The following is a 24,751-nucleotide window of genomic DNA, read 5'->3' as shown; positions in this document are numbered from 1 at the left end:
CTCGGTCCGATCCTTGCCAGATGAAATGAAGGAAAGCGTCATGTCAAATGTGGAATATACGCCTGCGCTGCGCGAAGTCATTCGCACCATCCGCGCCTTGAAGGCCGGCGATCTGAACGCGCGCGCCAATGTCGCGGGCGTCAGCGGCGATTGGGCGGAGCTTGTGAGCGAGCTGAACGCGGCGCTGGAGACAACCGCCGTGAACATCGCCGAAAATCAGCGTGCGCGACAGGCGCTGGACAATTCGGTGGTTTCGATGATGATCGCCGACACGGACGGACGCATCTTCTACGCCAACCGTTCCGTTCTGGACATGCTGTCTACGGCTGAGTCCGACGTGCGCAGGGATCTGCCAAATTTCAGCGCGAGCCGCGTCGTGGGCTCCAATATCGACACATTTCATCGTGATCCGCGCCATCAACGCCGCGTGCTCGAAGGCTTGATGTCAACCTATCGCACTCAGATCGTCGTCGGCGGCAGAAATTTCTCGCTTGTGGCCTCGCCGATTTTCGACAATGGCGGAAGGAAGGCCGCCGTCGCGGTCGAGTGGATCGACAGAACGGTCGAGGCGCGCATCGAAAAGGAATTCATCGCCGCGATCGAGGCGGCCGGGCGGGGCGACTTCTCGCGTCGCGTCGATTTGAGCGGCGCAAACGGCGTTTTCAAGCTGCTGGGCGAATCCATCAACAAGCTGATCGAAATCAGCGGCGCCTGTCTCGCCAGAGTCGGCGCGGGTCTCAACCGCGTCGCCAATGGCGATCTGACGAAGGTCGCCGATGCGCCGCTCGAGGGCGCGTTCGGCTCGCTGCAGAGCGACGCCGAACAAGTGCGCTCCAATCTCGAGGCGCTGGTCGAAGACGTCAACAGGCTTTCGGTCGCCGGCACGCAGGGTCAGCTTCAGGAGCGTGCCGACGCGCGGCGTCACCAAGGTGATTTTCGCAAGATCATTCAGGGCATCAACGAGACGCTCGACTCGGTCATCGGGCCGGTTCGCAACATCGCGGGGGCGATCGAGGCGCTTGGACGCAATGATCTCAGCGCCAATCTGGACGGCGACTTCCGCGGCGATTTCCTTGCGGTGAAGAAAGCGTTCGACGCGGCGATGACGGGGATCAACAACTCGCTTTACAAGATCGTCGACGCCGTCGAACAGGTCGGACTTTCTTCCGAGCAGCTCAACTCGGCGTCGCAGGGCATGGCGTCGAATTCCGAGGAGCAGGCGGCGGCCGTTCAGGAAGTCACGTCCAGCGTGACGGAAACCAATTCCCAGGTGCAGGCGAACACCGAGAACGCCAATGCGGCCAATCAGCTCGTGATCAGCGCCTCGCAGGCGGCCAGCCATGGCCAGGCGAAGATGGAAGTCATGAGCGAAGCGATGAACGCGATCAGCGCCTCGGCTCAGAGCATCGGCAAGATCATCAAGGTCATCGACGAAATTGCGTTCCAGATGAATCTGCTCGCCCTCAACGCCGCGGTGGAGGCGGCGCGCGCCGGCCAGCATGGACGGGGCTTCGCCGTCGTCGCTCAGGAGGTGCGAAATCTCGCCGGGCGCAGCGCGAAGGCGGCGCGTGAAACCGCGGAAATGATCGAGGATTCCGTCAAGCGCGTGAATGAGGGCGTCACCATCGCCCGCGAGACCAGCGACGCGCTCGATCAGATCGTCGGCAATGTGGTGAAGGTGAAGGATCTCGTCGCGGAAATCGCGGTGGCGAGCGCGGAGCAGTCGCGCGGAATCTCGCAGATCAACATCGCGATGAATCAGGTCAGCAAGTCGTCGCAGGAAGGGAGCCAGCAGGCCGAGCAGCTTGCGGCCTCCGCCTCCGAACTCGGCAAGCTCGCCGAAGTGATGAACGAGGGCGTGCGCCGCTTCCGGCTTCGGGAACGCGCACATGGCGGCGGCATGGGTCTGCCGGGCCTCAACGGCATGACGGCGGAGATGGTGGAGCAGCTCAAGGCGCTTCTCGGCGCACAACAGCGCGGCTTGCAGGCGCCTGCGAAGATGGCGAGCGCGGGCGGCAAGCATCGCAAGTCTCCGGGCGCGATCATTCCGCTTGATCAGGATGAGCGCGGCTTCGCCGGGTTCTGACGCGACCCATCGCTTGGGCGCCCGCGCGACAGCGTGGCCGCCGTTCCATGGAGAGAAAGATGCACAAAGTTATGGTTGTCGACGACTCCGCCATGATGCGCGTGGTGATTTCGAATTTCGTCTCGTCGCTGCCGGAGTTCAAGGTGGTGGCGTCAGCGGAGAACGGAAAGGTGGCGCTGGAGCTCCTGTCAAAATTCCCCGACCTCAATCTCATCCTGCTGGACATCGAGATGCCCGGTATGAACGGGTTGGAGTTTCTGCGTCACGCCAAGATGAGGACGCGTGCGAAAGTCGTCATTCTGTCATCCGTCGCCTCGGCCGGGTCCCGGCAGGCTTCGGAAGCGCGTTCGCTTGGCGCCGACGCGATCATCACCAAGCCGTCTGGGGCGGTTTCCATGGATTTGGCGGATAAGCGCGGCGCCGAGCTCGCGCGCGTCATGTCCCGTGTGCTGGCGGCCTGAGCGGGTCGCCGGAGTTTTTTGATCAGCATCCGCCACAGCGTTCCGACGGAGACCGCCGCTTGTCCGAAGATCTTGACGAAATCTGGGCATTGTATGCAGACGATGGGGCCCAGTCGCTCGATACGGTCGAGGCGGCGCTTCTTAAGCTGCGCAGAGACGCTTGCGACCGCGACGCGATCGCCGAGCTCTTTCGGGCGATGCACACCTTCAAGGGCAATTCGAGGCTCATTGGGCTCGTTGCGATCGAATCCTGCGCGCATATCGCCGAGGATCTTGTCGGGCTTGTCCGCGATGAGGGTGTCGAACTCGACGCCGAAATGCTCGAACTGCTTCTCGAGGCCTCTGATCGTCTGCGTGAGATGATGGAGCTCGCCGTGTCGACGCGCCGCGACGCGGATGAAGCGGTGAGCGCGGACATCACATATCGCATGAAGGACAAATATGCGCGGCTGCGCGAGGCGGACGCGGGCGCGACAGGGCGGCCGGACGACGCAGGCGCAACGCCGCTTCCGCGCGCGCAGCCAACCGCCGCGCCCGCCGACAAGGGGGACTCATTCGAGACGGCGGTGGTTTTCGCCGGCGCCGGGGAAAATCTGTCGACCGATCCCCATGTATCTCAAGATATTCCTCGAAATTGCAAGCGAGTCCATCGCGACGATTTCCGCGGCGGTGAGGGCGCCGCAGCTCGAGGCTGATGCAAAGGTTCGCGCGATCTTCGACGCGGCGGATATGTTGAATAACGCGGCGACGCGCATCGGCATCGCCGAATGGCCGAAGCTCGCCGCCGAGTTTTATTCGGCGGCGTCCGACGAGGCGCGTCTGCTGGAGCTGCTCGACAGGGCGCAGAAACTCTATCGTCGCGCGAGCGGACTTCCGGAGACAGAGGCCCCCCCTCCGGCGCCCGCTTCTGCGCCCCAGGCGCCAGCGGAAACGCCGTCGCCCATCGCACAGGGGATGTCCGCGCTTCGCGACGACGTGCTTGTAGACGCCGATGTTGCGGAGATGGCTCCGGCGCATGAGACGGACTCGTTCATGGTGGAAGAGACCGGCGGCTTCGGCGCGGGCGCATTTCTGAGAGAGATCGCGGGGCCCCTCGATGCGCTTTGCGATTTGCTGTTGTCGGCGGAAGATCCCAGAGGCTGCCGCATCGACGCCTTTTGCGCGCCCATGCAGAAGGCCGCGTCCAGGCAGGGCTATATTCGCATCGCCGACACGGTGGCGGGGCTGCCGGCGTCGCTTGCGGATTTCCGCAAATTCGAACAGCTTTTCTCCGAGTTTCACGAGGATCTGTGCCTCATCGAAAGTTCGGAACTCGGCCTGGCGCATTCGGCGGGGACATCCAGAAAGGCCGCGCGGCTTCTCAAATCCTGGCACGCCAACCATATGCCGGTGACGCTGTCGGAACTGGGCGCCGCGCTGGATCGTTCGCCGGAGGAGGTGGACTGGGAAAAAGTCGTCGCGCTCCAGGAGCGGTTGCGACGCGCCTGCCATTATCTCGGCATGGAGGTCGCCGGCCGCGTGGCGGTCGTTCTGCTCGATCTGTCGGCTCGCGTGGCGTCCGGAGAAATCCCTCCCGACCCTGTGTTGCTGAAGGTGATGGCGTCGTTCAACGGCGCCATCGGCGCCTTTGTCTCGGAGAAAGCCCTGCGCTCCGAAGATGGGGAGGCGATGCAGCGCCTCCTCAGTGAGACCGTGGAAGTCACGGAAGTGCTGAGCGGCGCGGCGCCCGTGCGATCGATGGAAAACCTGCTCCGGCTGCCGGCAAGCTTCAAAGGCATTCTGACGCCGGAAAGCGCGAAGGCGGCCGCTGAAGCCTACGCCAGGGGCGAACGCTTCTTCATCGTCCGCGCGGACATTGATCCCTTTCCGGAGCTCACCAACCGCTTTTTCGACTGGGTCAACGCCAGCGGAAAGATGATCGGCTGCATCACCGTTCCCGCCGACAAGCCGATTTTCGACTTCCTGCTGACGTCGCGGATTGATCCGGAGGGTGTGACGGCGGAGCTTCTCGAGCTGGATCCGAGCGGCGACGCGCTTCGCATCATGGAAGTGCTCGGCCATGCCTGCGTCGAGGGCGTGGATGGCGCCGTGGAAGAGGCCTCGCGCGGCAGTCGCTTCGATGGCGGCGCGGGTCGATCATCGGCGTCGTCGGCGCAAATGCTGGAATCGATCGAGGAGATCGTCACCGGACATGGCGCCATTCGCGAGATTCTCGCCGGCTTCGAGCAGAAGCGCGTGCTTGCCATCATTGATCAGGCGATGGCGGTTCACGGGACCTGGGGGAGGGCGCGCGACGTTGTCAATCGTCAGCTTCAGGACTGGCAGGATGACTTCGAGCGTCTGATCCAGATTGAAACCCAGCTCGACAAACGGCTGCATCAGCTCCAGGAGGATACAGTCTCCGCCCGCTCGCGTCCGGCGTCGACTCTGATCCAGTTCCTGATCGAATATGCGGCGGGCGCCGCCCAGCGTCACGCCCGCGCGCTGCGCTTCTCGCCCTTTCATCAGACCGACCAGATCGATCTGGATCTTCTGGAGAGGCTTGCCGAACCGCTGCGGTCGCTGATTTCCATGTCCATCACCCATAGCGTCGAGCCGCCGGCGGTGCGGCTCGGAAAGGGAAAGGCGGCCGAAGCCGAGATGCGCGTCGGCATCGTGCGCTATCTGGATCGCGTGGTGGCGACCGTCGAAGACGACGGCGCCGGGCTCGACGAGGCGACGCGATCCAGTTCCGCGCTGGAGGCGGTGAAGGAGTCGATCCGGTCCAGAGGCGGAGAGGTGCAGGTTGGCGCGTCGGCGGCGGGCGGCGTGCGCTTCGATGTTGTTCTTCCTTTGTCCATGACTGTGCTCGGCGGCATGATCGTGCGCGCCGGGCCGATCATGTATGTCGTGCCGATTCACGCCATCCAGAGAATCGTGCATTGCGACCTGCGCGATCTCATTTACCTTTCGGCGGATGGCCGCAACATTCAGGTGAAACTCGGACCAGACAGGATCGTGCCGATCCGCTTTCTTTCGGACAGTTCCGAAACACGCTCGCTGATTCTCGCCCCGCGGGACAGGGGCGCGGAGCTCAAATGCCTGTTTGTCATCGCCGAAAGCAATTCCAGCCAGATTGCTCTGTCCATTGACGAGGTGGTGGGCGAACAATTGGTCATTGTGCGCCCGATGAAGGGGTATCTCTCGGCAATCAAGAACGTCATGGGTTGCGCGCTTCTGTCGAACGGCGAAATCGGCATGGTGCTGGACATGGCGCGGATCCTGTCGTGACGCGGCCGCCTCGTCAGCGGCCGAGCAGCCTGTCGAGGCGGGGCAAGTCGTTGTGGTGCAAAAGCAGGATGTTATTGGAGGCGGCCAGTCGTTCTGCCGCGCGCGTGTAACCGCTCGTCGTCACGACGACGCCGCGCTCGGCCTCTTCATGGGCGATTCCGGCGACGATCTCCTGCACGGCGCGGTTGCCGACCGGCTTCGCGTATTTTTTGCATTGCAGGACGATCCGCACGCCGCGCTTTTCTGCGACAATGTCGACGCCCTGATCGCCGCTGATTGCCGTGACGCGCGCTGTCCAGTTGCAGGCGCGCAAAACCTCGGCGCAATAGTGTTCGAATTCTGCAGGGGTCATCTTCTCGTCAAATTGCGGCAGGGAAATCCGCTCGAAAATCAGAACGCCGAGATGAAGAACGCCGAAAAGCCCCAGCCCCATGAAGACAAGCCCCGGGGCGCGGGGCCAGAATGGTCCCGACAGTAATGTGAACCCCGCTGTCCAAAGAACCCAGACGGCCAGACCCGGTGTATTGCGGTTGTGTCGCATCGCCTGTCTTCATGGCCTCGTTCCAGCGAACGCGCCAGCAGCCTGAGAGGGCGCTCGCTGGCGCCGGGCCCTCCGGCGCCGGCGTCACGAGCTGAACAGGGCGCTCCTGCTGATCCGCCGCACTGTCGATCAACGAGGGAGCGCCGGCGCCAATTGCCTCGCAATTGCTGTAACTTAGCGACAGTTAGCAAAGAATAAACGCGTCAACTGCGCTGAAGCGTTCGCAGACGATTTTATTATATTGGTCCATTAGTTGACATTCTCACTTAGGGGTGATGTGCGCTTCATGTGTCGAAGGTGGCGGCCAGGCGTCGCACTAGTAGTAAAAAATTATCGAAAGCGTGATTTACAAAGTCCTTGGTGGGGCATATTAATGCGTTATCCAGTTACTTATGAGGACCCGATGCAGTTGACTGCCGCAGACGCCGCCCAGCTTAAAAAGATCATCTCGATCGCCCAGACACTTCTTGAGAAGGCGGGCGAGAAGGAGACGAAGGGCGGCCGTTCCGCTTCCAGCAACGGCCCTTCTCGCATCCGTCGCTCCGGGAAGGATCTCACCGCGTTCCGCAAGATGTTGAAGGCCGAGCGTAAGGCCGGCGTCCCCGTCGCGGACCTCGCACGGAAGCATGGAATCAGCCCCTCCTATATTTATCAGCTCGGCTGACGCCAGGTCGCGTGCGGGCGGGGTTCGTCCGGCCGCCGCTGAACGCTTGCACTATCCTGATTTTGTCGGCTTTTCACGAGAGGCGGTCCATGTCTGTCATGGCTTCATCGTGGGAGGCCAACTGAACATCGCGGCCCCTTGGCCAGGCCGATGGGGCGTCGCAGTCGACGCACCCAGGAAAGGCCTCTGCGGCCAGGTATGTTGTGAATAAAAGTTACATTTAGTTATCGCTCTTCCTCGATTGCCGGCGCACGCCTGCCGTCGATACGCCCATCCTCGCCAGCGTCGGTCCTGGCGTCGATCTGCTTCAGCGCGCTGCTCAATATCCGCTTCACTTCGCGCCTGTCGGCGGCGTCGAGATCGACCTTGAGCAGGACCCCTTCGCTCTCTTCGTGAATGAGGGCGTCGCCGCGCGCCTTGGCGGGTCCGAGGACCTTATAGGTTTGCACGGGCGCGTGGATGCCTTTCACGACGATCGGCGCCTGCTCCTCTGATCTGATCGACCGGCGGACGAGCGACCAGGTCTCGTGCGACAGCAGGATCGAACCGGGCGCCGCGGCCTTTTCGATGCGCGCCGCGAGATTCACCTGATGGCCGATGATCGTGTAGTCCATGCGCTGCTGACTGCCGAAGTCGCCGACCGTGCAGTAGCCCGTATTGACGCCGATGCGGATCTGCAGCGGACAGCCCAGGCCGGACTCGCGCCATTTGTGGTCGAGGCGGCGGGCGGCCTCCAGCATTTCCATCGCCATGAAGACGCAGGCGCGGGCGTCTTCGGCCACGCCCCGGGTTTTCGGATCGCCGAAGAAGACCATGACCGCGTCGCCGATATATTTGTCGATCGTCGCGCCATGTTTGAGCGCGACCTCCGCCATCTCATTGAGAAACTCGTTGAGGACGCGGGTAAGATCCTCGGATTCGAGGGATTCCGCGATTTCGCTGAACGAGACGATATCGGCGAACAGGATGGTCAGCTTCTTGCGTTGCGAGGAGGTCGGCGCGACCTTGGCGCCGCGGAAAAGCGTTTCATAAAGTTGCGGAGAAAGATATTTCGACAGTCGGGCGGAGAGACGTTCGAGTTCGCTGTTCTTTTCCTCGAGCGCGGCGGTGCGCTGAACCACGAGAGCGTCCAGAGTCTTTTCGCGCGTGAGAAACTCCTGCGCCATCGTTCGGAAGACGCGCGCGAGCTGACCAAGTTCGTCGCCGCGCGCGGCGACGGCGGCGAGGCCCTCGTCGAGCACATGCTCGTGCTCAATATTGCTGGCGGCTGTGGTGATGGCCTCGATGGGAGCTGTCTGGCGGCGAGCGATCCAGGCGGCCATGGCCGCGCCCAGCAGCGAGGTCGCAACGGAGATCGCCAGCGCCGCCTGGAGCTGCGCGCGAACATGTTCGCCGAGCCGGGTGATCGGCAGCCGGATCAGGGCCGCGCCGAGCAGGGCGCCGTCCTCGCGATTGATGGGCGCGATCACGCTCAGGCTCGTGTCGGATTGCATGGATTTCGGCACGCCGGTGCTCAGCACGCCGGCGACCGGCAAGATTTCCGCGTCGCTGAGTTTTCCGGGTTCTGGCTCGGCGCCAGGGCGCGGGCTCACGATCAGCCGGGAGCCGGTGTCGAAGATGAAGATGGCGTCGATTTCGTCGCCGGCAAGGAGGCTGTCGACGACGCGTTGCAGGCCGATCTGTTCTTCGAGGCTGTCGAAGTAGCGCGCATTATAACCGACTTCGACAATCCTCCGCTTGTCGACGCCGGGAACGCCGACATATTTGAATTTCTCATTATCGATTTCGCGCTTCTGAATATCCTGAACGATGGACTCCTTCCCGCCGGTCAAAAGCTCCCAGAACTGATGCGCCTGCGGTTGGTCGCGTGCAGAGGGGCTGAACTGAAAATCCGAGGATGTATTGGTATGGAGATAGGCGAAGCCTTTTTCATCCGTGATCCAGATTTCATCGAGGATGGTTCTGTCGACGGCGCGCGTCAGCCGGTCGTTGATCTGCGCGGGCGTAAACCCCGCCTTTTCCGCGGCGGCGACGAATTCCGCAAAGGACGTCGCGGCGACGATCATATGTTTGGCGATCACCTGCTCGACATCCTTGGGAGTCTGGTTGGCGACGGCGGAGGCGCGCGCGAGCAGACGCGCGACGGTCAGACCCTGACGTTCGATTTCAACGAGATTGTCACTGTAGAAGGACCACGCCGAGAGACCCGACGCGAGCAGCGTCGAGGTGATCACCGAGCCTGTGACGAGGGCGACGAGGCGGGAGGCGAAAGACGATCTGGCGAACATTTTGTTTCCTGGTCCGTAACCGATTGCCTGAATGCGTCAATTTTTCCCGCTTGTGAAGCGGCTCCGCGCACCTGCGGGCCGGCGGGCGCGAGCTTTGCGCGCGGGGCGGAGGCGGTTTCCGTTTCGGGAAAGCTGCGGCATCATCAAAGGGGAGACATGGCCCGAAACGCCGGGAGCCGGGCGCTCGGGTCGGGCGGGCGCCGTTTCGTGATGGGCGCCCGGAGAGGGCGGAACGAGTGAGCGCAAGATGAAGATTCTCGGGATTAACGCAGTCTTTCACGAGTCCGCGGCGGCCATCGTGGTCGATGGAAAGGTGCGCGCCGCCTGCGAGGAGGAGAGATTTTCACGCGTCAAGCACGCCAAGGAGGCGCGGGTGGACAATCCGCAGGAGCTTCCCGAACAGGCGGTGCGTTTCTGTCTCGATCACGCCGGCCTGAGGCCCGAGGAGATCGACATCGTCGCCTATTCTTTCGAACCGAAGCTGAGGCGCGCGAAATTCAAGCCCGAGTGGTGGCCGGACAAAAGTCTCGAAGATGTGTTTCTGACGTCGCTCGAGCAGGTCGACGGCGCCGTCGCGAAGATGATGGGCCGGTCCATGGGCCGCGCGCTCAAATATGTGCCGCATCATGTCGCGCACGCCGCCTCGGCTTTTTATCCCTCCGGATTCGAGCAGGCGGCCATCCTCGTCATCGACGGCATCGGCGAAGCCGACTGTTCCATGCTGGCGCGGGGCGAGGGAACGCATATTCGCGTCATCGAGAGCCTGGGCTATCCGCACTCGCTCGGATTCCTGTGGGAGCATGCGAGCGTCTATCTGGGCTTTTCGCCTTACGACGCCGCCAAGGTCATGGGACTGGCCGCCTATGGCGACCCGGCGGTGTTCCGCCGGGAGTTCGCCGACATCCTGCAGCCGGGCGCGCAGGGCTATTGCGTGGATGCTCAGGCTGTCGGATTCGAGTCCGTCGATCCGCGCGGGCTCGACGCGCTGTTCGGCCCGCGCCGCGCGCCCGACGGCGATTTCCTCGCGCATCACATGCATGTCGCGGCGGCGTTGCAGGAGGCGACCGATGCCGCCGTGTTGTCGCTGCTGCGTCGTCTGGAACAGGTCGCCGGCGGCGAGCGCCTGTGCCTTGCGGGCGGCGTGGCGCTCAATTGCGTCACCAATGCGCGGATCGCGCGCATGTCGCCGTTCCGGGAGATTTTCATTCCCTCGGCCCCGCATGACGCCGGGACCGCCATTGGCGCCGCGCTGGCCGCCCATTGCGCGCAGCATGGCGCGCGCCAGCCGACGGGCGGCGCTTCGCCCTATCTCGGCCCGGAGTTCGACGAAAGCGAGATTCTCGCCGCCGTCCGGGCCGCGGGGCTCACGCCGCGCAAGTGCAAGGACGCTCCGCGAGAAGCCGCCGACATGGTCGCCGACGGCAATATCGTCGGGTGGTTTCAGGGACGCATGGAATTTGGGCCGCGCGCGCTCGGCAATCGCTCCCTTCTCGCCGATCCACGTCGCCCGGACACGCGCGCCATTCTCAACCGGAGGGTGAAACGTCGCGAGGATTTCCGCCCCTTCGCGCCCAGCGTGCTCGCGGAACATGCGGAAGACTGGTTCGATATGGGTCCGCCGTCGCCAAGCCAGGAGTTCATGCTGTTCGCCTGCCCAACCCGGCCGGGACGGGCCGAGCGCATCCCGGCCGTAATCCACGAGGACGGCACCGCCCGCGTTCAGATCGTGCGCCGCGCCGCCAATCGGCGGTATCACGCGCTGATCACGCATTTTTATCAACGCACCGGCGTGCCGCTCGTGCTCAACACCTCTTTCAACGACAGCGAGCCCATCGTCTGCACCCCCGCGCACGCCATCGCCACCTTCCGCGGCGCCGGTCTGGACGCGCTGTTCATGGGCGATATTCTCCTCACATCGGAAACGTGAGCAGGAAACGTCCCAACATGTTGGTTAGGAATGCCTTTCTGTGCCGGGGCGCGGATGGCGGGGGGCGCGGCGCCTCGGCGCCTGTGGAAGAGACGCATTGACGATCGTCAGACGGCTGCTACAATTTTCCGGCGGGGCTTTGCAGATCAGATCACCTTTGTGGAGGCGAAAACATGGCGCGTTCATCAGACCACACGAAGGATTCACAACGGGGTAAGAAAGCCCTCGGCGCGATCGGCGTATCGGTTTCGCTCGCTGGCGCCGTCTACGCCAATGCTCCGGCCGAAGCCGCCGTTGATCCCGCGTCCACAAATCCCAACATGCGCGCGCTCGACGTCGACCTCCACGAGGAGGAAGCGTTCGACGTCGGCATGAGCTCGTTCCGCCTGTTCGACCGCGAGGAGGTCAAGGACGCGAAGCCCGAAACCGTCGCCTGGTGGGGTTGGGGCTGTCGCGGCTGCCGTGGTTGCGGCGGGTGTCGCGGGTGTCGCGGTTGCGGCGGGTGCCGTGGGTGCCGCGGCTGCGGCGGCTAGTCCGGCATTCGGCGCGCTTTCCTGCGAACGGGCAAGCGGACGAAAAACCCGATCCGATGCAAACCGGATCGGGACAGCCGGGCGCGTTTGGCTGAGAGTCGAGATTCCCCGCCATCGTCCGGAAAGACGCGCCCGCCCCGCATGACATGTCGATCCGGAAACGCCAGGCGCGTCGCCCTGTTGGCGGCGGTTTTGTGGCGTCAGCTCGCGGCGTTCGAATGACCTTAGAGGCCCCCACGCGGCATTTGCAGGAGCAGGCCGACAGCGCGCCGCGCTTCTCGCCCAATTATTCCGTTTACCTTCTCCCGCCCGACGCGGTCTGCCTCTATTCCGAGAACCGCAAATTCTTCCTGCGCGGCGCGCTCTACTGCGCGCTCGCCGAGCGGATCGGCGCCGGCGAGACCGAGCCGCAGATTGTCCATGCGCTCGCCGCGCAGTTTCCCGTGGCCAAGATCGAGGAGGCTTTCAGGAGGCTGATTGATCGCGGATTTCTCCTGCCGGGCGGCGCGGCGCAGGACACGACGGCGGCCTATTGGGCGAGCCTGGGTCTGAAGCCGCAGTCGGCGGCGGAGAATCTGCGCGAGGTCGGCGTCGGGATCGAAGCGATCGGCGTCGCCGGCCGCGACGCGTTCGCGGAGGCCCTGCGCGATTTCGGCGTTCGTGTCGTCGACGAGGGAGCCGATCTGACGGCGGTGCTCGTCGGAGACTATCTCGACGAGGCCCTCGACGCGGTCAATCGACGCCGCCTTCAGGAGGAGAGGGACTGGCTTCTCGTTCAGCCGACGGGCGTGTTTCCGCTGGTCGGGCCAATGTTCAGCCCCGGAAAGGGGCCGTGCTGGCAATGTCTCGCCGACCGGATGAGATGGAACCGCCAGGTCAGGGCCTTTCTCGACCGTGCGTCGGCGCGCTGCGTTTCGGCGTCGCCGCTCGGCGCCAATGCGCTGGGTCGCGGAGGCTTCGGCCTGGCGGCGGCCGAGATCGGCAAGGCCATCGCCAGCGGCTTCCGCACCGATCTTCACGAGCATATCGTCAGCCTCGACATGCTCGGCTCCGAGGTGGCGCGCCATTATGTGCCGACCCGGCCGCAATGCCCGGTCTGCGGCGCCGCCGAATTGCGCGACCCCGCGCGCAGGCCGCTTCCAATCCGGCTGCGCGCCGGCGGCCGGATCGTGGTGACGAGCGGCGGCTACAGATCGATGGCGCCCGCCGAGACGGTCTCGCGGTATCGCAAACATGTCAGCCCGCTCACGGGCGTGGTGTCGCATCTGGAGCGGATCAGGAGCGATCAGCCGCTCGACGCGAGCTTCGTCGCCCGCCACAATTTCTCGCCGCGTCCCGACAGCGTCGACGCGTTGCAGGCGGGGCTGAGCGGCGACAGCTATGGAAAGGGCAGCACGGCGGAGCAGGGCGAGGCCAGCGCCCTGATGGAGGCGATCGAGCGTTACTGCGGGATTTTCCAGGGCGACGAAGTCCGGGCGACCCGCCGCTTCATCGACTTCCCGGCCGGCGACGCCATTCATCCGGAAGAGATCATCCACTTCAGCGAGGCGCAGTATCAGGAGAGCGCCAGCGGCTGCTGCACAAGCGACGGCGCGCCGCGACGCTTTGATCCCTCCGCCGAAATGGAATGGTCGCCGGTCTGGTCGTTGCGCGACGAGCGGTTCAAACATGCGCCGACCGGCCTTCTGTATTTCTTTCACGAGGCCGGCTGCGACAGCAGCTTCAGCGCGGATTCCAATGGCTGCGCCGCTGGCAACACCATCGAGGAGGCCATTCTCCAGGGCTTCCTCGAATTGGTCGAACGCGACGCCTACGCCATCTGGTGGTACAACCGGTTGCAATGCCCGCAGGTCGATCTCGACAAGCTCGGCGACAGTTACATCCGCGACCTGCGCGCCGCGTTCGCCGCAACGGGGCGCGACGTCTGGGCGCTCGACGTCACCAATGACATTGGCGTGCCCGTCGTCGTCGCCATCGCGCACTGGACAGAGGGCGATGAGGAATTCATCGAAGTCGCCGCCGGCGCGCATTTCGATCCGCGCATCGCGACGCTGCGCGCGATGACCGAGCTCAATCAGTTTCTCGCCATTGAAAAGCTGAGAGGCCGGCCCGCGCCCGTGGAGGGCGAAGGTGGCGGCGATCCCTTGCCCCTGCGCAAACACCCCTATGTCCGCCCCAAGGGCAAGGCGTCCTTTGCGCGTTCGCCGTTCAAGACCTTCGCCACGCTCGACCGGCGCGAGCAGGTGCTCGCCTGTGTGACGCATATGGCGCGCAAAGGGTTCGATTTTCTGGTTCTCGATCAGACGCGGCCGGACGTCGAGGTTCCTGTCGTGCGCGTGATCGTGCCGGGCTTGCGGCATTTCTACCGCCGCTTCGGACCCGGCAGGCTTTACGACGTGCCTGTCGCGCTCGGTCTGCGCAAGCGGCCGACGCGGGAGCCGGATCTCAATCCACTTTTCCCACGGACCTGATTTGAGCCCGGACACCCACGCGCATGCGCGACTCCTGCTGCAACTCTGTCCGGGCGTTTCGCTGAAGGAAGAGGCCGGCGGGATTCTTTCCGCGCGCTATGACCGCGAGACGCTTCCGCTGGGCAAGTTCAGCGCCGGGGCGCGGAGCCGCGCGGCGGAACTGGCCTCCGGGGTGCAAATCTTCCCTGCGCGCGCGCGCGATGCGCCCGAGGACAAGGAAATCCTCGACGCGGGCCGCAGGCTCGCCCTTCACGGACTGGTGGAATACCGGCTCGTCGGCGCCGACGGCAAGGATATGGCGATCATCGAACCGCAGATGCGGGACTACGCGCCGCGCCTGCCTCACATCGATGAAGCGACGCCGCTCGTCCTCTCGCGTTTCGCTTATCTGCGACGGCGCGGGGAGGACATGGTGCTGGAGTCGCCGCGCGCCAACGCCGCCGTCATGCTCTGCGACGCGCGTCTCGCATCCGCTCTTGCCAGCCTCGCAAAGCCAAGGACGGCGGCCGAACTGCGTGCGGAGGGAATGTTCCCCGGCGCGGAACTGCTCGCGCTGCTGTGCGATTGTCAGATGCTCCATCCCTTCGACGCCGGGAAGGGCCTGCGCGCGTCGGAGGGAGACGACGCGCTCCTCCTGTGGGAGTTTCACGATCTGCTCTTTCATGCGCGCAGCACGAACGGACGCCACGCCAATCCGACCGGGGGGCTCTACGCCCATGCGCGTCTCGTCCCGCAACCGCCGGCGGTGCGGCCGGCCTGGCCCGGCCCCGCGATCGACCTCACGAAGTTTCCCGGCGCGTCCGACTCGGCCTGCGCGGCGCTGCTGCGCGCGCGGCATTCCGAACGCGTCTATGACGATCAGCATCCGATCACGCTGGCCGAGGTGGCGCGCCTTCTCGACGGCGCCGCGCGGATCGTGTCGCGCCAGTCGATCGGCGACGGCGGGGGCGACGAGCCGGGGCTCGACATCGCCGCGCGTCCCTATCCTTCGGGCGGTGCGAGCTATGAGCTCGAACTCTATCTCGCCGTTGGCAGATGCGAGGGTCTGCCGCGCGGCTTCTATCACTACGACGCCGAGCGCCATGCGCTCGTCGCCATCGCGGCAAACGACCGCCAGCTCGGCGCGCTGATCGACGATGGCCAGTTCGCCATGGGCGCGCCGTGGCCGCCGCAGATCCTGATCACCATCGCCGCGCGCTTCGGCCGCGTGTCCTGGAAATACAGCGGCTTCGCCTATGCGCTGATCCTGAAGCATGTCGGCGTGCTGATGCAGACTCTCTATCTGATGTCGACTGAAATGAATCTCGGCGCCTGCGCCATCGGGGTTGGCGACATCGACCTGTTTTCGCGCATCACGGGACTGCCCTTCCATGTCGAAGGGCCAGTCGGCCATATGGCCATCGGGTCTCGCGCGGCGGACGGCGGGTCCGACCGACTGTAATCCATGAGCGCGACGAGACGCGAGGTTCTGATCGGGGCGGGCGCGCTGGCGGCGGCGCCTCTGGCTCCCGCATGCGCCGAAAAAATCTCAGGCTCGCAATGGGAGTACGCCTCGGCGCGCGCGCTCGCGGACGCGCTGCGCAGGCGCGACATGTCCGCAGTCGAACTGATCGACCTCACGATCAAGCGCATCGAGGCGCTCGACCCGGCCATCAACGCCGTCGTCGTCCGCGATTTCGATCGCGCGCGGGCGGCGGCGAAGGCCGCCGATGCGGCGCTGTCGCGCGGCGAGACGGGCGCTTTGCTCGGGGTCCCGGTCACGGTGAAGGAATCCTTCAACATCGCCGGCCTGCCGACCTGCTGGGGCGATCCGCATTTCCGTCACTTCACGCCGGTGGAAGACGCCGTCGCGGCGGCGCGTCTCAAGAAGGCGGGCGCCATTGTTCTCGGCAAGACGAACGTGCCGCTCTGGCTCAGCGACTGGCAGAGTTACAACAGCGTTTACGGCACGACCAATCATCCCTCGAACCGGCGGCTGACGCCGGGCGGCTCCTCGGGCGGTTCGGCGGCGGCGCTGGCCGCAGGCTTCGGCGCGCTGTCGCTGGGCTCGGACATGGGCGGGTCGCTGCGCGCGCCGGCGCATTATTGCGGCGTCTATGCGCACAAGCCTACTTACGGCCTCGCGCCCCGCCGTGGCCACGCGCCGCCCGGCGGGCCGGCGACGCCGCCGGAAAACGTCCTTGCGGCGGTCGGACCGATGGCGCGAAGCGCCGCCGATCTCGCGTTGGCGCTCGATCTGATCGCGGGGCCCGAGGAGCCGGGCTACAGGCTGGACCTGCCGCCGGCGCGGCAGGGCAGACTCGGGGATTTTCGCGTCCTCGTCATCGACACGCATCCGCTCGGGCCAACGGCGCGGGCGATCAGGGACTCGCTTGCGGCGCTTGCGGCAAGATTGGCGCGGACCGGCGCGCGCGTTTCCGACAAGTCGTCCTTGCTGCCCGATCTCGGGCAATCCGCCCGCCTTCATGCGCGGCTCATGTCGGCCTATTGGGGCGCGGGCCTTCCGGCGCTGGAGTATGAGAAACTCTTCGCCGCCGCCGCCGCGCGCGCGCCGAAGGACCGCAGTCTCGCCGCCGAGCGCGCGCGCGGCGCGGTGCTGAGCTATCGCGATTGGCTCGCGGCGGAGGCCGAGCGTGCGGAGCTTCGCCGGCGCTGGGCCGCGCTCTTCCAGGAATTGGACGCCGTCATCTGTCCGGCGGCGCCGACGCTCGCCTTTCCGCACAATCACGCGCTGCCGCTCGAAGCCCGCCGGCTGCGGGTGGATGGGATGTCCCGCTCCTATCTCGACGCGCAGCTCGTCTGGGCGACGCTGGCGACGCCGCCCGGGCTTCCCGCGACGGTCGCGCCAATCGGCCAGGCGGCTGGCCTGCCCATCGGCGTGCAGATCATCGGACCCTATCTGGAGGATCGCACGCCGCTGATGGTCGCCATGCTCATGGAGCGCGAATTCGGCTGCTTCACGCCGCCGCTCCTGTAGCGCGTCTTGGTCACGACGCGGCGGGGCCACCGCGGGCGTCTGGCGAGAGGAGGCAGGGATGCGGGCCGCGATCCGGGACGTTGAAATCGAGCCGCCCGGCCTGCCGGGCATCCTCTATCTGCCCGCTCGGCCGCTCGGCCTGATCATTTTCGCGCATGGCGGGGGATCGTCGCGCCTGAGCCCGCGCAACGCGCGGGTGGCGGAGAGGCTCTCGGCGCGCGGCTTCGCCTGCCTGCTGTTCGATCTGCTGCAGCCCGGGGAAGCCGCCGACCGCCGCAACGTCTTCGACATCCCCCTGCTCGCCGAGCGGTTGCGGGGCGCCGTAGACTGGGCGCGGCGCGAAGAGGAGACGGGGCGTCTTCCGATCGGGCTCTTCGGCGCCAGCACGGGCGGCGGCGCGGCTCTGGTCGCGGCCGCCGACGCGCCCGATGACATCGGCGCGGTCGTGTCGCGCGGCGGGCGTCCGGACCTTGCGGGCGCAGCGCTCCCGCGCGTCGCGGCGCCGACGCTGCTCGTGGTCGGCGGCGACGATGTGGAGGTTCTCGCGCTCAATCGGCAGGCGCTGGCCGCCCTGCGCTGTCGGGCGGAGCTGGCCATTGTCCCCGGCGCGACGCATCTCTTCGAGGAGCCGGGCAAGCTCGAGGATGTCGTCGCCCTCTCGGGCGATTGGTTCCTCGAGCATCTCCCGCGTGAGCAGCCGGATTAGCCGCCGGACTTGCCGCTGGCGTTGGCGACGGCGGGGGTGTCGTTGAGGCCGTTCTTGATCTTGTCGAGGATCTTCGGCAGGTCTTCAGGGTCCGGGCCGAGGTCGCGCGCATGATTCCACTGGAATTGCGCTTCGAGCTTGCGGCCGACGCGCCAATAGGCGTCGCCCAGATGGTCGTTGATCACCGGATCGGACGGCTTGAGATCGACCGCGCGTTCGAGCTCGCGCACGGCGTCGTCATAGCGACCGAGGCGGTAATAGGCCCAGCCGAGACTGTCGACGACATAGCCGTCCCGCTGCCGCAGATCGACGGCGCGGCGCAGCATCTTGAAGGCTTCGTCCAGATTGACGCCCTGATCGACCCAGCTATAGCCGAGGTAATTGAGCACGAGCGGCTGGTCGGGATTGAGCTCCAGCGCCTTTTTGAGATCCGTCTCGGCGGCCTTCCAGTCCTTCTGGCGCTCATTGGCGATGCCGCGATAGTAATAGATCAGCCAGAGACCCTTGTCGTTCTTCGGCTGAAGATCGAGCACGCGGGTATAGGTCGCGGCGGCGTCGGAGAAGAGCTTGCGCGAGCGCTGGAGATTGCCCAGCGCCGTGAGCGCTTCCTGATTCTTGGGATTGGCGGCGACGACAGCGGAGAGATGGTCGGTCGCCTCCTTCGATTTGCCGATCGTCTCCAGGATCAGGGCCGCCTGAACGTCGGCGTTGACGCGCAGCGGGCTGTCCTTTGGCACGCTGTCATAGAGGTCGATCGCCGCCTCCTGCTGCTTCATCCGCTCGTAAACGTCGCCGAGCGTGATGATGGCGAGCGCGTTTTCCGGCGCGAGGGCGAGCGACAGCCGCAGATAGATCAGCGAGGCCAGTTCGTCGCCCTGGCGGCCGCCGACGGCGCCGAGCCCGTAGAGCACTTCGGCGGCGCCTTCATCTGCCGTGCGCACGAAAGGCGGCAGCGGCTTGCCCTCGTCGAGCGCGGCAATGCCCGCCAGAATGATCGGATGATTGGGGGCGACTTCGTTGAAGCCCTCGTAGATCTTCTTCGCCTCGTCCCGCTGTCCGCGGCTGGCGAGGAAGCGGGCATAGGCGTCGACGAGCCGCAGCGTGTTGCGTTCGGCCGCATAGGCGGATTTGAAGCGCTTCTCGGCCTCGGCCTTGTCCCCGCCCATATCGGCGATGAGCGCCGCGTGATAGTCGCGGAAGACGATGAACGGCTCGTCATTGAGCTTGTCGAGCGTCTGCAACGCCTTGCGCGTGTCCTTGGCGCCGGCGTAGGTCCAGGCGGTCAGCAGCGTCGTGGTGATGTCCTGGCGCCGCTCGCCGCCGCCCTTGGCGAATTCCGCCCGCGCCGGCGCATAGCGGCGGTTCTTGAACAGATCGACGCCCTTGGTGAGATGCGCGAGGCCGTTGCTCTTGTCATGGGCGATGACCCGCGACGACAGCGACGCCGCCTCCGCCATATTGCCGTTGGCGAGCGCGGCGACGAACGCGCGGTCGATCAGATCCTGGTTGTTGGGATCGTCGCGCAGGGCCTCGCGGAAGAAGGTCGAGGCGGCCAGAGTGTCCCGCTCGGCGCCGGCGACGATGGCCGCGAGGTAATTGCCGGAGAGACTGGCGCCGACCTCGAAAGGCCGGGAAACCGACAGAGGATTCCCGCCCTCCCGCGCCAGCGCGAAGCCCGCGTGGGGGAAGGCGCAGCAGGCGAGGGACAGGGCGGCCAGCGCCGCGCCGCGCCGCAGCAGCCGGCGCCTGACGCCGCGGGAAAGGGAGGCGAGCGGACGAGCGAATTGGAGCACAGGCGCTTTCCTAGAAGAGAGGCGGCGCGGCCCATGGCAAGGCGCGACCGGACCGCCTGGACGAGTGGCCGGGAATGCCGAGAGTCGTGCCAGAAGATGGCCGTTTTACGCTCCGGACGCAAGGCGAAAGGGCGGGGCGTCCCTGCGGCGTGGGGCCGCCCAAAAGAAAAGGGACGGCCCTCGCCGTCCCTTCGTCGATCGCGAGGCGGCGGATCGCCGCCGTCTGTCCTTCGATCAGGAGATCGCCTTGACGATCTTCTGCGCGGCGTCGTCGAGGTCGTCGGCGGCGATGACGTTCAGGCCCGATTCGCCGATGATCTTCTTGCCGAGCTCGACATTTGTGCCTTCGAGGCGCACGACCAGCGGCACCTTGAGGCCGACTTCCCGCACCGCCTGGATCACGCCCGTCGCGATGGTGTCGCAGCGCATGATGCCGCCGAAGATGTTGACGAGAATGCCCTTCACATTCGGGTCGGCGGTGATGATCTTGAACGCCGCCGTGACCTTCTCGGCCGTGGCGCCGCCGCCGACGTCGAGGAAGTTCGCCGGGAAGGCGCCATAGAGCTTGATGATGTCCATGGTCGCCATGGCGAGGCCGGCGCCGTTGACCATGCAGCCGATATTGCCGTCGAGCGAGATATAGGCGAGGTCGTGCTTGGAGGCCTCGATTTCCTTCTCGTCCTCTTCGGAGAGGTCGCGCAGCTCCATGAGCTCCGGATGGCGGTAGAGCGCGTTGTTCTCGAAGCTCACCTTGGCGTCGAGGCAGCGCAGCTTGCCGTCCTTGGTGGTGATGAGCGGATTGATTTCGAGCATCTCCATGTCCTTGGCCACGAAGGCCGCATAGAGCTTTTCGACGAGGTCGCCCGCCTGCTTGGCGAGGTCGCCCTTGAGATTGAGCGCGTCGGCGACGCGGCGGCCGTGATGGGGCATCAGGCCGGTGGCCGGATCGACCGAGAAGGTCACGATCTTCTCAGGCGTGTCATGGGCGACGGTCTCGATGTCCATGCCGCCTTCCGTCGAGACGACGAAAGCGATGCGCGAGGTGGCGCGATCGATCAGCATGGAGAGGTAGAATTCCTTGTCGATGGCGGCGCCGTCCTCGATGTAGAGGCGGTTGACCTGCTTGCCCGCTTCGCCGGTCTGGAGCGTGACGAGGGTCGCGCCGAGCATCTGCTTGGCGAAGGCTTCCGCCTCCTCGATGGATTTGGCGATGCGCACGCCGCCCTGCGGGCCGGCCGAGCCTTCCTTGAATTTGCCCTTGCCGCGTCCGCCGGCGTGAATCTGGGCCTTCACCACGTAAACCGGGCCGGGGAGCTGCTTGGCCGCTGCGGCGGCCTCTTCGGCCTTGAGAACCGGAATGCCAGCGGCGACCGGGGCGCCAAATGCGCGCAAAATGGCTTTGGCCTGGTATTCGTGGATATTCATGCCGAAGTCTCTCCTCAAAGCAAAACGGCGCGCCGCTCGGGCTTGGCGACTAATGGCCATGGCGCGAAAGCTACGTCAAGCGGACGGGAGGTCGCGGGGCGTTCCTCCCTCTTCCCGCATGCGGGAAGAGGGCTGGGGTGAGGGGCGTGGCTGCGCCTGTGACGTCCAGGGCGCGCCGCTGGCCGGACCTTTCGCGGCGCCCGGACAAGCGGCCTGCCCCTCACCCGGACCCTCTCCCCGCCGGGGCGGGAAGAGGGAGGCTTGGCTGCGGTCTGGCGCAAATCGTGGAAAGCGCCTTTCCGCGCCGCCTCGAGGCCGCGCGGGAAGGGCGTCAGGGGGGCGCGCCATGCCCCTCGCGGCCATCGATGAGGACGTCGATCTTGCCGGTCTCGACCCGGTAGAGCCAGCCGTGAATGCGCGGCAGCGTCCCCTTCTCACGCATGTTCCGGATGATGGCGAGGCTGCGCAAATGCTTGATCTGCAATTTGACATTCTCCTCGGTGAGCACTTCGAGCTTCTGCTCGCGGGAGAGCTTCCGTTCCGTGGCGATCCGGTCGGCGACAGCCTTGGCTCCGCTCGCGATGCAGAGCCAGTCGGCAATGTAATTCTCGTGCACGCCGTCCTCGATCGCCGCAATGCCGCCGCAGCGCGTATGGCCGCAGATGATGATGTCCTCGATCTTCAGATGCGCCATGGCGTATTCGATGATCGAGGCGATGTTGACATCGTTGAAGGCGACGATGTTGGCGACGTTGCGGTGCACGAACATGGTGCCGGGGCGCGATCCGGTGATCACGTCTTCGCTGACGCGGGAGTCCGAGCAGCCGATCCAGAGCACCCTCGGGGCCTGACGCCGGGCGATCGCCTGGTAATAGGCGGCGTGCGGATGAAACTCCTCCGCGACGAACTGTTGATTGCCGTCGAGGAGATGGTCGATCGTGTGCTTGGACATGCGGCGGGCTTTCCCGGACTTTCTGTAACGCAAAGCGCAGCAATGTTTTTCAGCAAGGAGCGGGCCAGCGTCAACTTCGCGGCGAAAGGGCAGCCCGGCGACAGGCCGCGCCGGCGCCGCCGCTGTTCGAAAAGGGGAAGACGTTCAGACGTTTCAGGGGCGGGGGTGCGACGCGGCGCCATTGGGCGCGTGTATGGAAGCGCTCAGCAAGGCGCCGCCGCGAGGGCCGAATCGCCTCGCCCGCCCCCCTCGCGCGGCGGCAGGGGGCGCGGCGCCGGGGGATGCGCCGCGGCTGGCTCAGGCGAAATTGGAATTGAGCGCTTTCGCGGCCTGGATCAGCGTCTTCACGGACGTGACGGATTTGTCGAACATGCCCTGTTCCGCCGCGTCGAGCTTGATTTCCATGACCTTTTCGACGCCATTGGCGCCGATGATGACCGGCACGCCGACATAAAGCCCGTTGACGCCATATTCCCCGTTCAGGAAGGCGGCGCAGGGCAGCACGCGGCGCTTGTCCTTCAGATAGCTCTCGGCCATGGCGATGGCGGCGGTGGCTGGCGCGTAGAAGGCGGAGCCGGTCTTGAGCAGGCCGACGATCTCGCCGCCGCCCTTGCGGGTGCGGTCGACGATGGCGTCGATGCGGGCCTGGGTCGTCCAGCCCATGGCGATGAGATCGGGCAGGGGGACGCCGCCGACGGTGGAGTAGCGGACCGAGGGAACCATGTCGTCGCCATGGCCGCCCAGCACGAAGGCGCTGACGTCCTCGACCGAGACCTTGAATTCCTCCGCGAGGAAATAGCGGAAGCGGGCGGAATCGAGCACGCCGGCCATGCCGACGACGCGATTCGTGGGCAGGCCCGAGGCCTTTTGCAGCGCCCAGACCATCACGTCCAGCGGGTTGGTGATGCAGACGACGAAGGCGTTGGGCGCGTATTGCCTGATGCCGGCCCCGACCTTGGCGATCACGCCGAGATTGACGGTGAGGAGGTCGTCGCGGCTCATCCCCGGCTGGCGCGGCACGCCCGCGGTCACGATGATGACGTCCGCGCCGGCGATGGCCGAATAGTCCGAGGCGCCCGACAGATTGGCGTCGAAGCCGGAAATCGGCGACGCCTGGGCGATGTCCAGGGCCTTGCCCTGCGGCACGCCGTCGACGATGTCAAACAGCACGATGTCGCCCAACTCCTTCAGGCCGGCCAGATGGGCGAGCGTTCCGCCGATATTTCCGGCGCCGATCAGAGCGATTTTTTTCCGCGACATAATCAATCTCGTGCTGTTATTTCCACGAAACTGCTAGCGCGCTTTTGCGCGCGAGGGAAGACGCGGGGCCGCTTTTTCCACCCAAGCCAAGCTCGATCGGAGCAAGGCGGCGCATCTGTCTCGCAAAACGTGGGTTTCGGCCGCGCCTGCGATCATTGGCCCGGTCCCGCGCGGGGCCGCCGGGCCGGTGCGGGCGCAAATGTCGCAGGGCTTGCGAGGGACGCGGGCGTTTCCCACCTGCCAAGCGGAGCGCCGTTCAGGGCGCCTGAGGGATCAGGAAATGGGCATTTCTTTTTTGCGCTGCACACTGGCCGCCATCGCGGGACTGGCCGCGTTGACGACTGGCCCGGCGGGCGCGGCGACGGACCCCGACGAGGCCGAGTTTCTCAAGCATTTCGAGCGGGTGGACGTCTGGCATTTTCCAGTCGACACGACGGTTCGCTACAATGACCAGGACGCGGTGGTGGCGCGGGAGCTGGTCTTCCAGCCCGAGCCCCCCAAGGGCGAGCTCTGTTACGTGCGATTCGACCTTGTGCACGGCGAGGGCGACTATGGCTACGGCTTCAAGCCCGCCGGCGCTCCGGGAGAGCGCAAGAACACGGTGTGGGGCACGAATGTGCTGAAGCGCGGCACGGTGCTGGACCAGTACTATTCGGCGCTGCGCCTCAACGTGATCTATTTCTTCGCCGACGGACCGAAGTCCGAGGGGGCGAAGGAGGTTTGCGCCAGGAAACAGGCCGCGCCGACGCCCGAGGCCGGAAACGCCTACAAGGGGCCGTGGTCGGATCTCGTGACCCGCGTGCGGGCGGTTCACGGCTGGCCCCGCAAATAAGCGCCCGTCGCGGTCACAAAAATTTCGCGGGGCCGGCGAGACGGCGCTGGACAGGGGGGCGGGCATTTGATATTCGCTCCCCACGTTCCGAGGGCGACTTCGCCGACGGACGGGCGCATAGCTCAGTTGGTAGAGCAGCTGACTCTTAATCAGCGGGTCCTAGGTTCGAGCCCTAGTGCGCCCACCAATGAAATCAATAGCTTAGGCAAGTCGCCGAGCCAGCAAAAACTTCCAGAGGACCTGTAACGGACCCGTTGGAGAGTCGTGTCAGGCTCCCTCAAGTCGTCTGGCTGCGCGGCGACGACACCGCTAGGCGCGGAAGACCGTTCCGATTCTCCCTGCAAGAGCCTCCATGCAAGCGTCGCCTCTCACCGAGTCGCGGCAGCGGCCTCTCTTCTCCAAAGCTCCCGCCTCAGTCGGTTACTCGTAAGCGCTGTTTTCAGGCCACGTCTTTGAGAGCGATCGGCTGCGCGTAAGCCCAGGGCATGAGCTCGTCGAGCTTGCTGGCGAGATGTCCATCGACGATCTTATTGAGGACATCGGCGATATAGGCCTGCGGATCGAC

The 24,751-nt window shown here is 65.4% G+C and carries 19 protein-coding genes and 1 tRNA gene; 13 read left to right on the top strand and 7 right to left on the bottom strand.

Annotated features, from left to right (window positions below; translation table 11 throughout):
- Positions 1-40 precede the first annotated feature (40 nt).
- Genes ACR652_RS16550 through ACR652_RS16535 form a run of 4 tightly spaced genes read left to right on the top strand, consistent with a single transcriptional unit; the run spans position 41 to position 5,817 of the window.
- Positions 41-2,086, top strand: a complete 2,046-nt coding sequence (locus tag ACR652_RS16550; protein ID WP_434507580.1) for a methyl-accepting chemotaxis protein — start codon at positions 41-43, stop codon at positions 2,084-2,086.
- Positions 2,087-2,145: 59 nt separating this feature from the next.
- Entirely contained in the window at positions 2,146-2,547 is a 402-nt protein-coding gene (locus tag ACR652_RS16545) for a response regulator (RefSeq protein ID WP_434507579.1), read from the top strand.
- A gap of 59 nt (positions 2,548-2,606) precedes the next feature.
- Positions 2,607-3,242 (top strand): Hpt domain-containing protein, encoded by a 636-nt coding sequence (locus ACR652_RS16540; protein ID WP_434507578.1) that lies wholly within the window; start codon positions 2,607-2,609, stop codon positions 3,240-3,242.
- On the top strand, positions 3,157-5,817 hold the full coding sequence (locus tag ACR652_RS16535; protein ID WP_434507577.1) for a chemotaxis protein CheW: 2,661 nt from the start codon (positions 3,157-3,159) through the stop codon (positions 5,815-5,817). Before ACR652_RS16540 ends, ACR652_RS16535 begins: the two co-directional genes overlap by 86 nt.
- A 13-nt stretch (positions 5,818-5,830) precedes the next feature.
- On the opposite strand, the gene ACR652_RS16530 is transcribed toward ACR652_RS16535, so the two are convergent.
- Complete coding sequence (locus tag ACR652_RS16530; protein WP_434507576.1) at positions 5,831-6,358, bottom strand: restriction endonuclease; 528 nt, start codon at positions 6,356-6,358, stop codon at positions 5,831-5,833.
- A gap of 373 nt (positions 6,359-6,731) precedes the next feature.
- Between ACR652_RS16530 and ACR652_RS16525 the strand changes: the two genes are divergently transcribed.
- On the top strand, positions 6,732-7,022 hold the full coding sequence (locus ACR652_RS16525) for a hypothetical protein (protein WP_434507575.1): 291 nt from the start codon (positions 6,732-6,734) through the stop codon (positions 7,020-7,022).
- 224 nt (positions 7,023-7,246) lie between these two features.
- Here ACR652_RS16525 and ACR652_RS16520 read toward each other — a convergent pair whose 3' ends face one another.
- A complete protein-coding gene (locus ACR652_RS16520; protein WP_434507574.1) occupies positions 7,247-9,310 on the bottom strand; it encodes an adenylate/guanylate cyclase domain-containing protein in 2,064 nt (687 codons plus the stop codon).
- A gap of 247 nt (positions 9,311-9,557) precedes the next feature.
- Here ACR652_RS16520 and ACR652_RS16515 point away from each other — a divergent pair, with 247 nt between their 5' ends.
- The 6 genes from ACR652_RS16515 (at position 9,558) to ACR652_RS16490 (ending at position 17,924) form a co-directional block, all read left to right on the top strand.
- Positions 9,558-11,237 carry a carbamoyltransferase family protein gene (locus tag ACR652_RS16515; RefSeq protein ID WP_434507573.1) on the top strand — a complete coding sequence of 560 codons (1,680 nt, stop codon included), beginning with the start codon at positions 9,558-9,560 and terminating at the stop codon, positions 11,235-11,237.
- A 173-nt stretch (positions 11,238-11,410) separates the two neighbouring features.
- Positions 11,411-11,770, top strand: coding sequence for a hypothetical protein (locus ACR652_RS16510; RefSeq protein WP_434507572.1), 360 nt, complete (start codon positions 11,411-11,413; stop codon positions 11,768-11,770).
- A gap of 218 nt (positions 11,771-11,988) precedes the next feature.
- Entirely contained in the window at positions 11,989-14,241 is a 2,253-nt protein-coding gene (locus ACR652_RS16505) for a TOMM precursor leader peptide-binding protein (protein ID WP_434507571.1), read from the top strand.
- A 1-nt stretch (position 14,242) separates the two neighbouring features.
- Positions 14,243-15,682, top strand: coding sequence for a SagB/ThcOx family dehydrogenase (locus tag ACR652_RS16500; protein WP_434507570.1), 1,440 nt, complete (start codon positions 14,243-14,245; stop codon positions 15,680-15,682).
- A gap of 3 nt (positions 15,683-15,685) precedes the next feature.
- Positions 15,686-17,218, top strand: a complete 1,533-nt coding sequence (locus ACR652_RS16495) for an amidase (RefSeq protein ID WP_434507569.1) — start codon at positions 15,686-15,688, stop codon at positions 17,216-17,218.
- Between the two features lie 58 nt (positions 17,219-17,276).
- The gene (locus ACR652_RS16490; protein ID WP_434507568.1) at positions 17,277-17,924 is read left to right on the top strand and encodes a dienelactone hydrolase family protein; all 648 of its coding nucleotides are present in this window, start codon (positions 17,277-17,279) and stop codon (positions 17,922-17,924) included.
- Here the strand turns inward: ACR652_RS16490 and ACR652_RS16485 are convergent.
- The 4 genes from ACR652_RS16485 to mdh all read right to left on the bottom strand — a co-directional run bounded on the left by ACR652_RS16485 (position 17,921) and on the right by mdh (position 23,354).
- Entirely contained in the window at positions 17,921-19,717 is a 1,797-nt protein-coding gene (locus tag ACR652_RS16485; protein ID WP_434507567.1) for a tetratricopeptide repeat protein, read from the bottom strand. The genes ACR652_RS16490 and ACR652_RS16485 overlap by 4 nt on opposite strands.
- A 234-nt stretch (positions 19,718-19,951) precedes the next feature.
- Positions 19,952-21,142, bottom strand: a complete 1,191-nt coding sequence (gene sucC / locus ACR652_RS16480) for an ADP-forming succinate--CoA ligase subunit beta (RefSeq protein WP_434507566.1) — start codon at positions 21,140-21,142, stop codon at positions 19,952-19,954.
- Positions 21,143-21,473: 331 nt separating this feature from the next.
- Positions 21,474-22,094 carry a carbonic anhydrase gene (locus tag ACR652_RS16475; RefSeq protein ID WP_434507565.1) on the bottom strand — a complete coding sequence of 207 codons (621 nt, stop codon included), beginning with the start codon at positions 22,092-22,094 and terminating at the stop codon, positions 21,474-21,476.
- A gap of 297 nt (positions 22,095-22,391) precedes the next feature.
- Positions 22,392-23,354, bottom strand: a complete 963-nt coding sequence (mdh, locus tag ACR652_RS16470) for a malate dehydrogenase (protein WP_434507564.1) — start codon at positions 23,352-23,354, stop codon at positions 22,392-22,394.
- A gap of 280 nt (positions 23,355-23,634) precedes the next feature.
- On the opposite strand from mdh, the gene ACR652_RS16465 reads away from it, so the two are divergent.
- Together ACR652_RS16465 and ACR652_RS16460 are read left to right on the top strand one after the other, a co-directional pair.
- Positions 23,635-24,186 carry a hypothetical protein gene (locus ACR652_RS16465; protein WP_434507563.1) on the top strand — a complete coding sequence of 184 codons (552 nt, stop codon included), beginning with the start codon at positions 23,635-23,637 and terminating at the stop codon, positions 24,184-24,186.
- A gap of 111 nt (positions 24,187-24,297) precedes the next feature.
- Positions 24,298-24,373: transfer RNA gene (locus tag ACR652_RS16460), tRNA-Lys, on the top strand.
- 252 nt (positions 24,374-24,625) lie between these two features.
- On the opposite strand, the gene ACR652_RS16455 is transcribed toward ACR652_RS16460, so the two are convergent.
- Positions 24,626-24,751: transposase domain-containing protein (locus ACR652_RS16455; protein ID WP_434507738.1), on the bottom strand; the 126-nt coding region annotated here is incomplete at its 5' end.

Source organism: Methylocystis sp. (genome assembly GCF_051061225.1).
In the GTDB taxonomy this organism is placed as follows: Bacteria; Pseudomonadota; Alphaproteobacteria; order Rhizobiales; family Beijerinckiaceae; genus Methylocystis.
The sequence above is the reverse complement of the archived record's forward strand: the minus strand, read 5'-3'. Positions and strand labels throughout refer to the sequence as shown.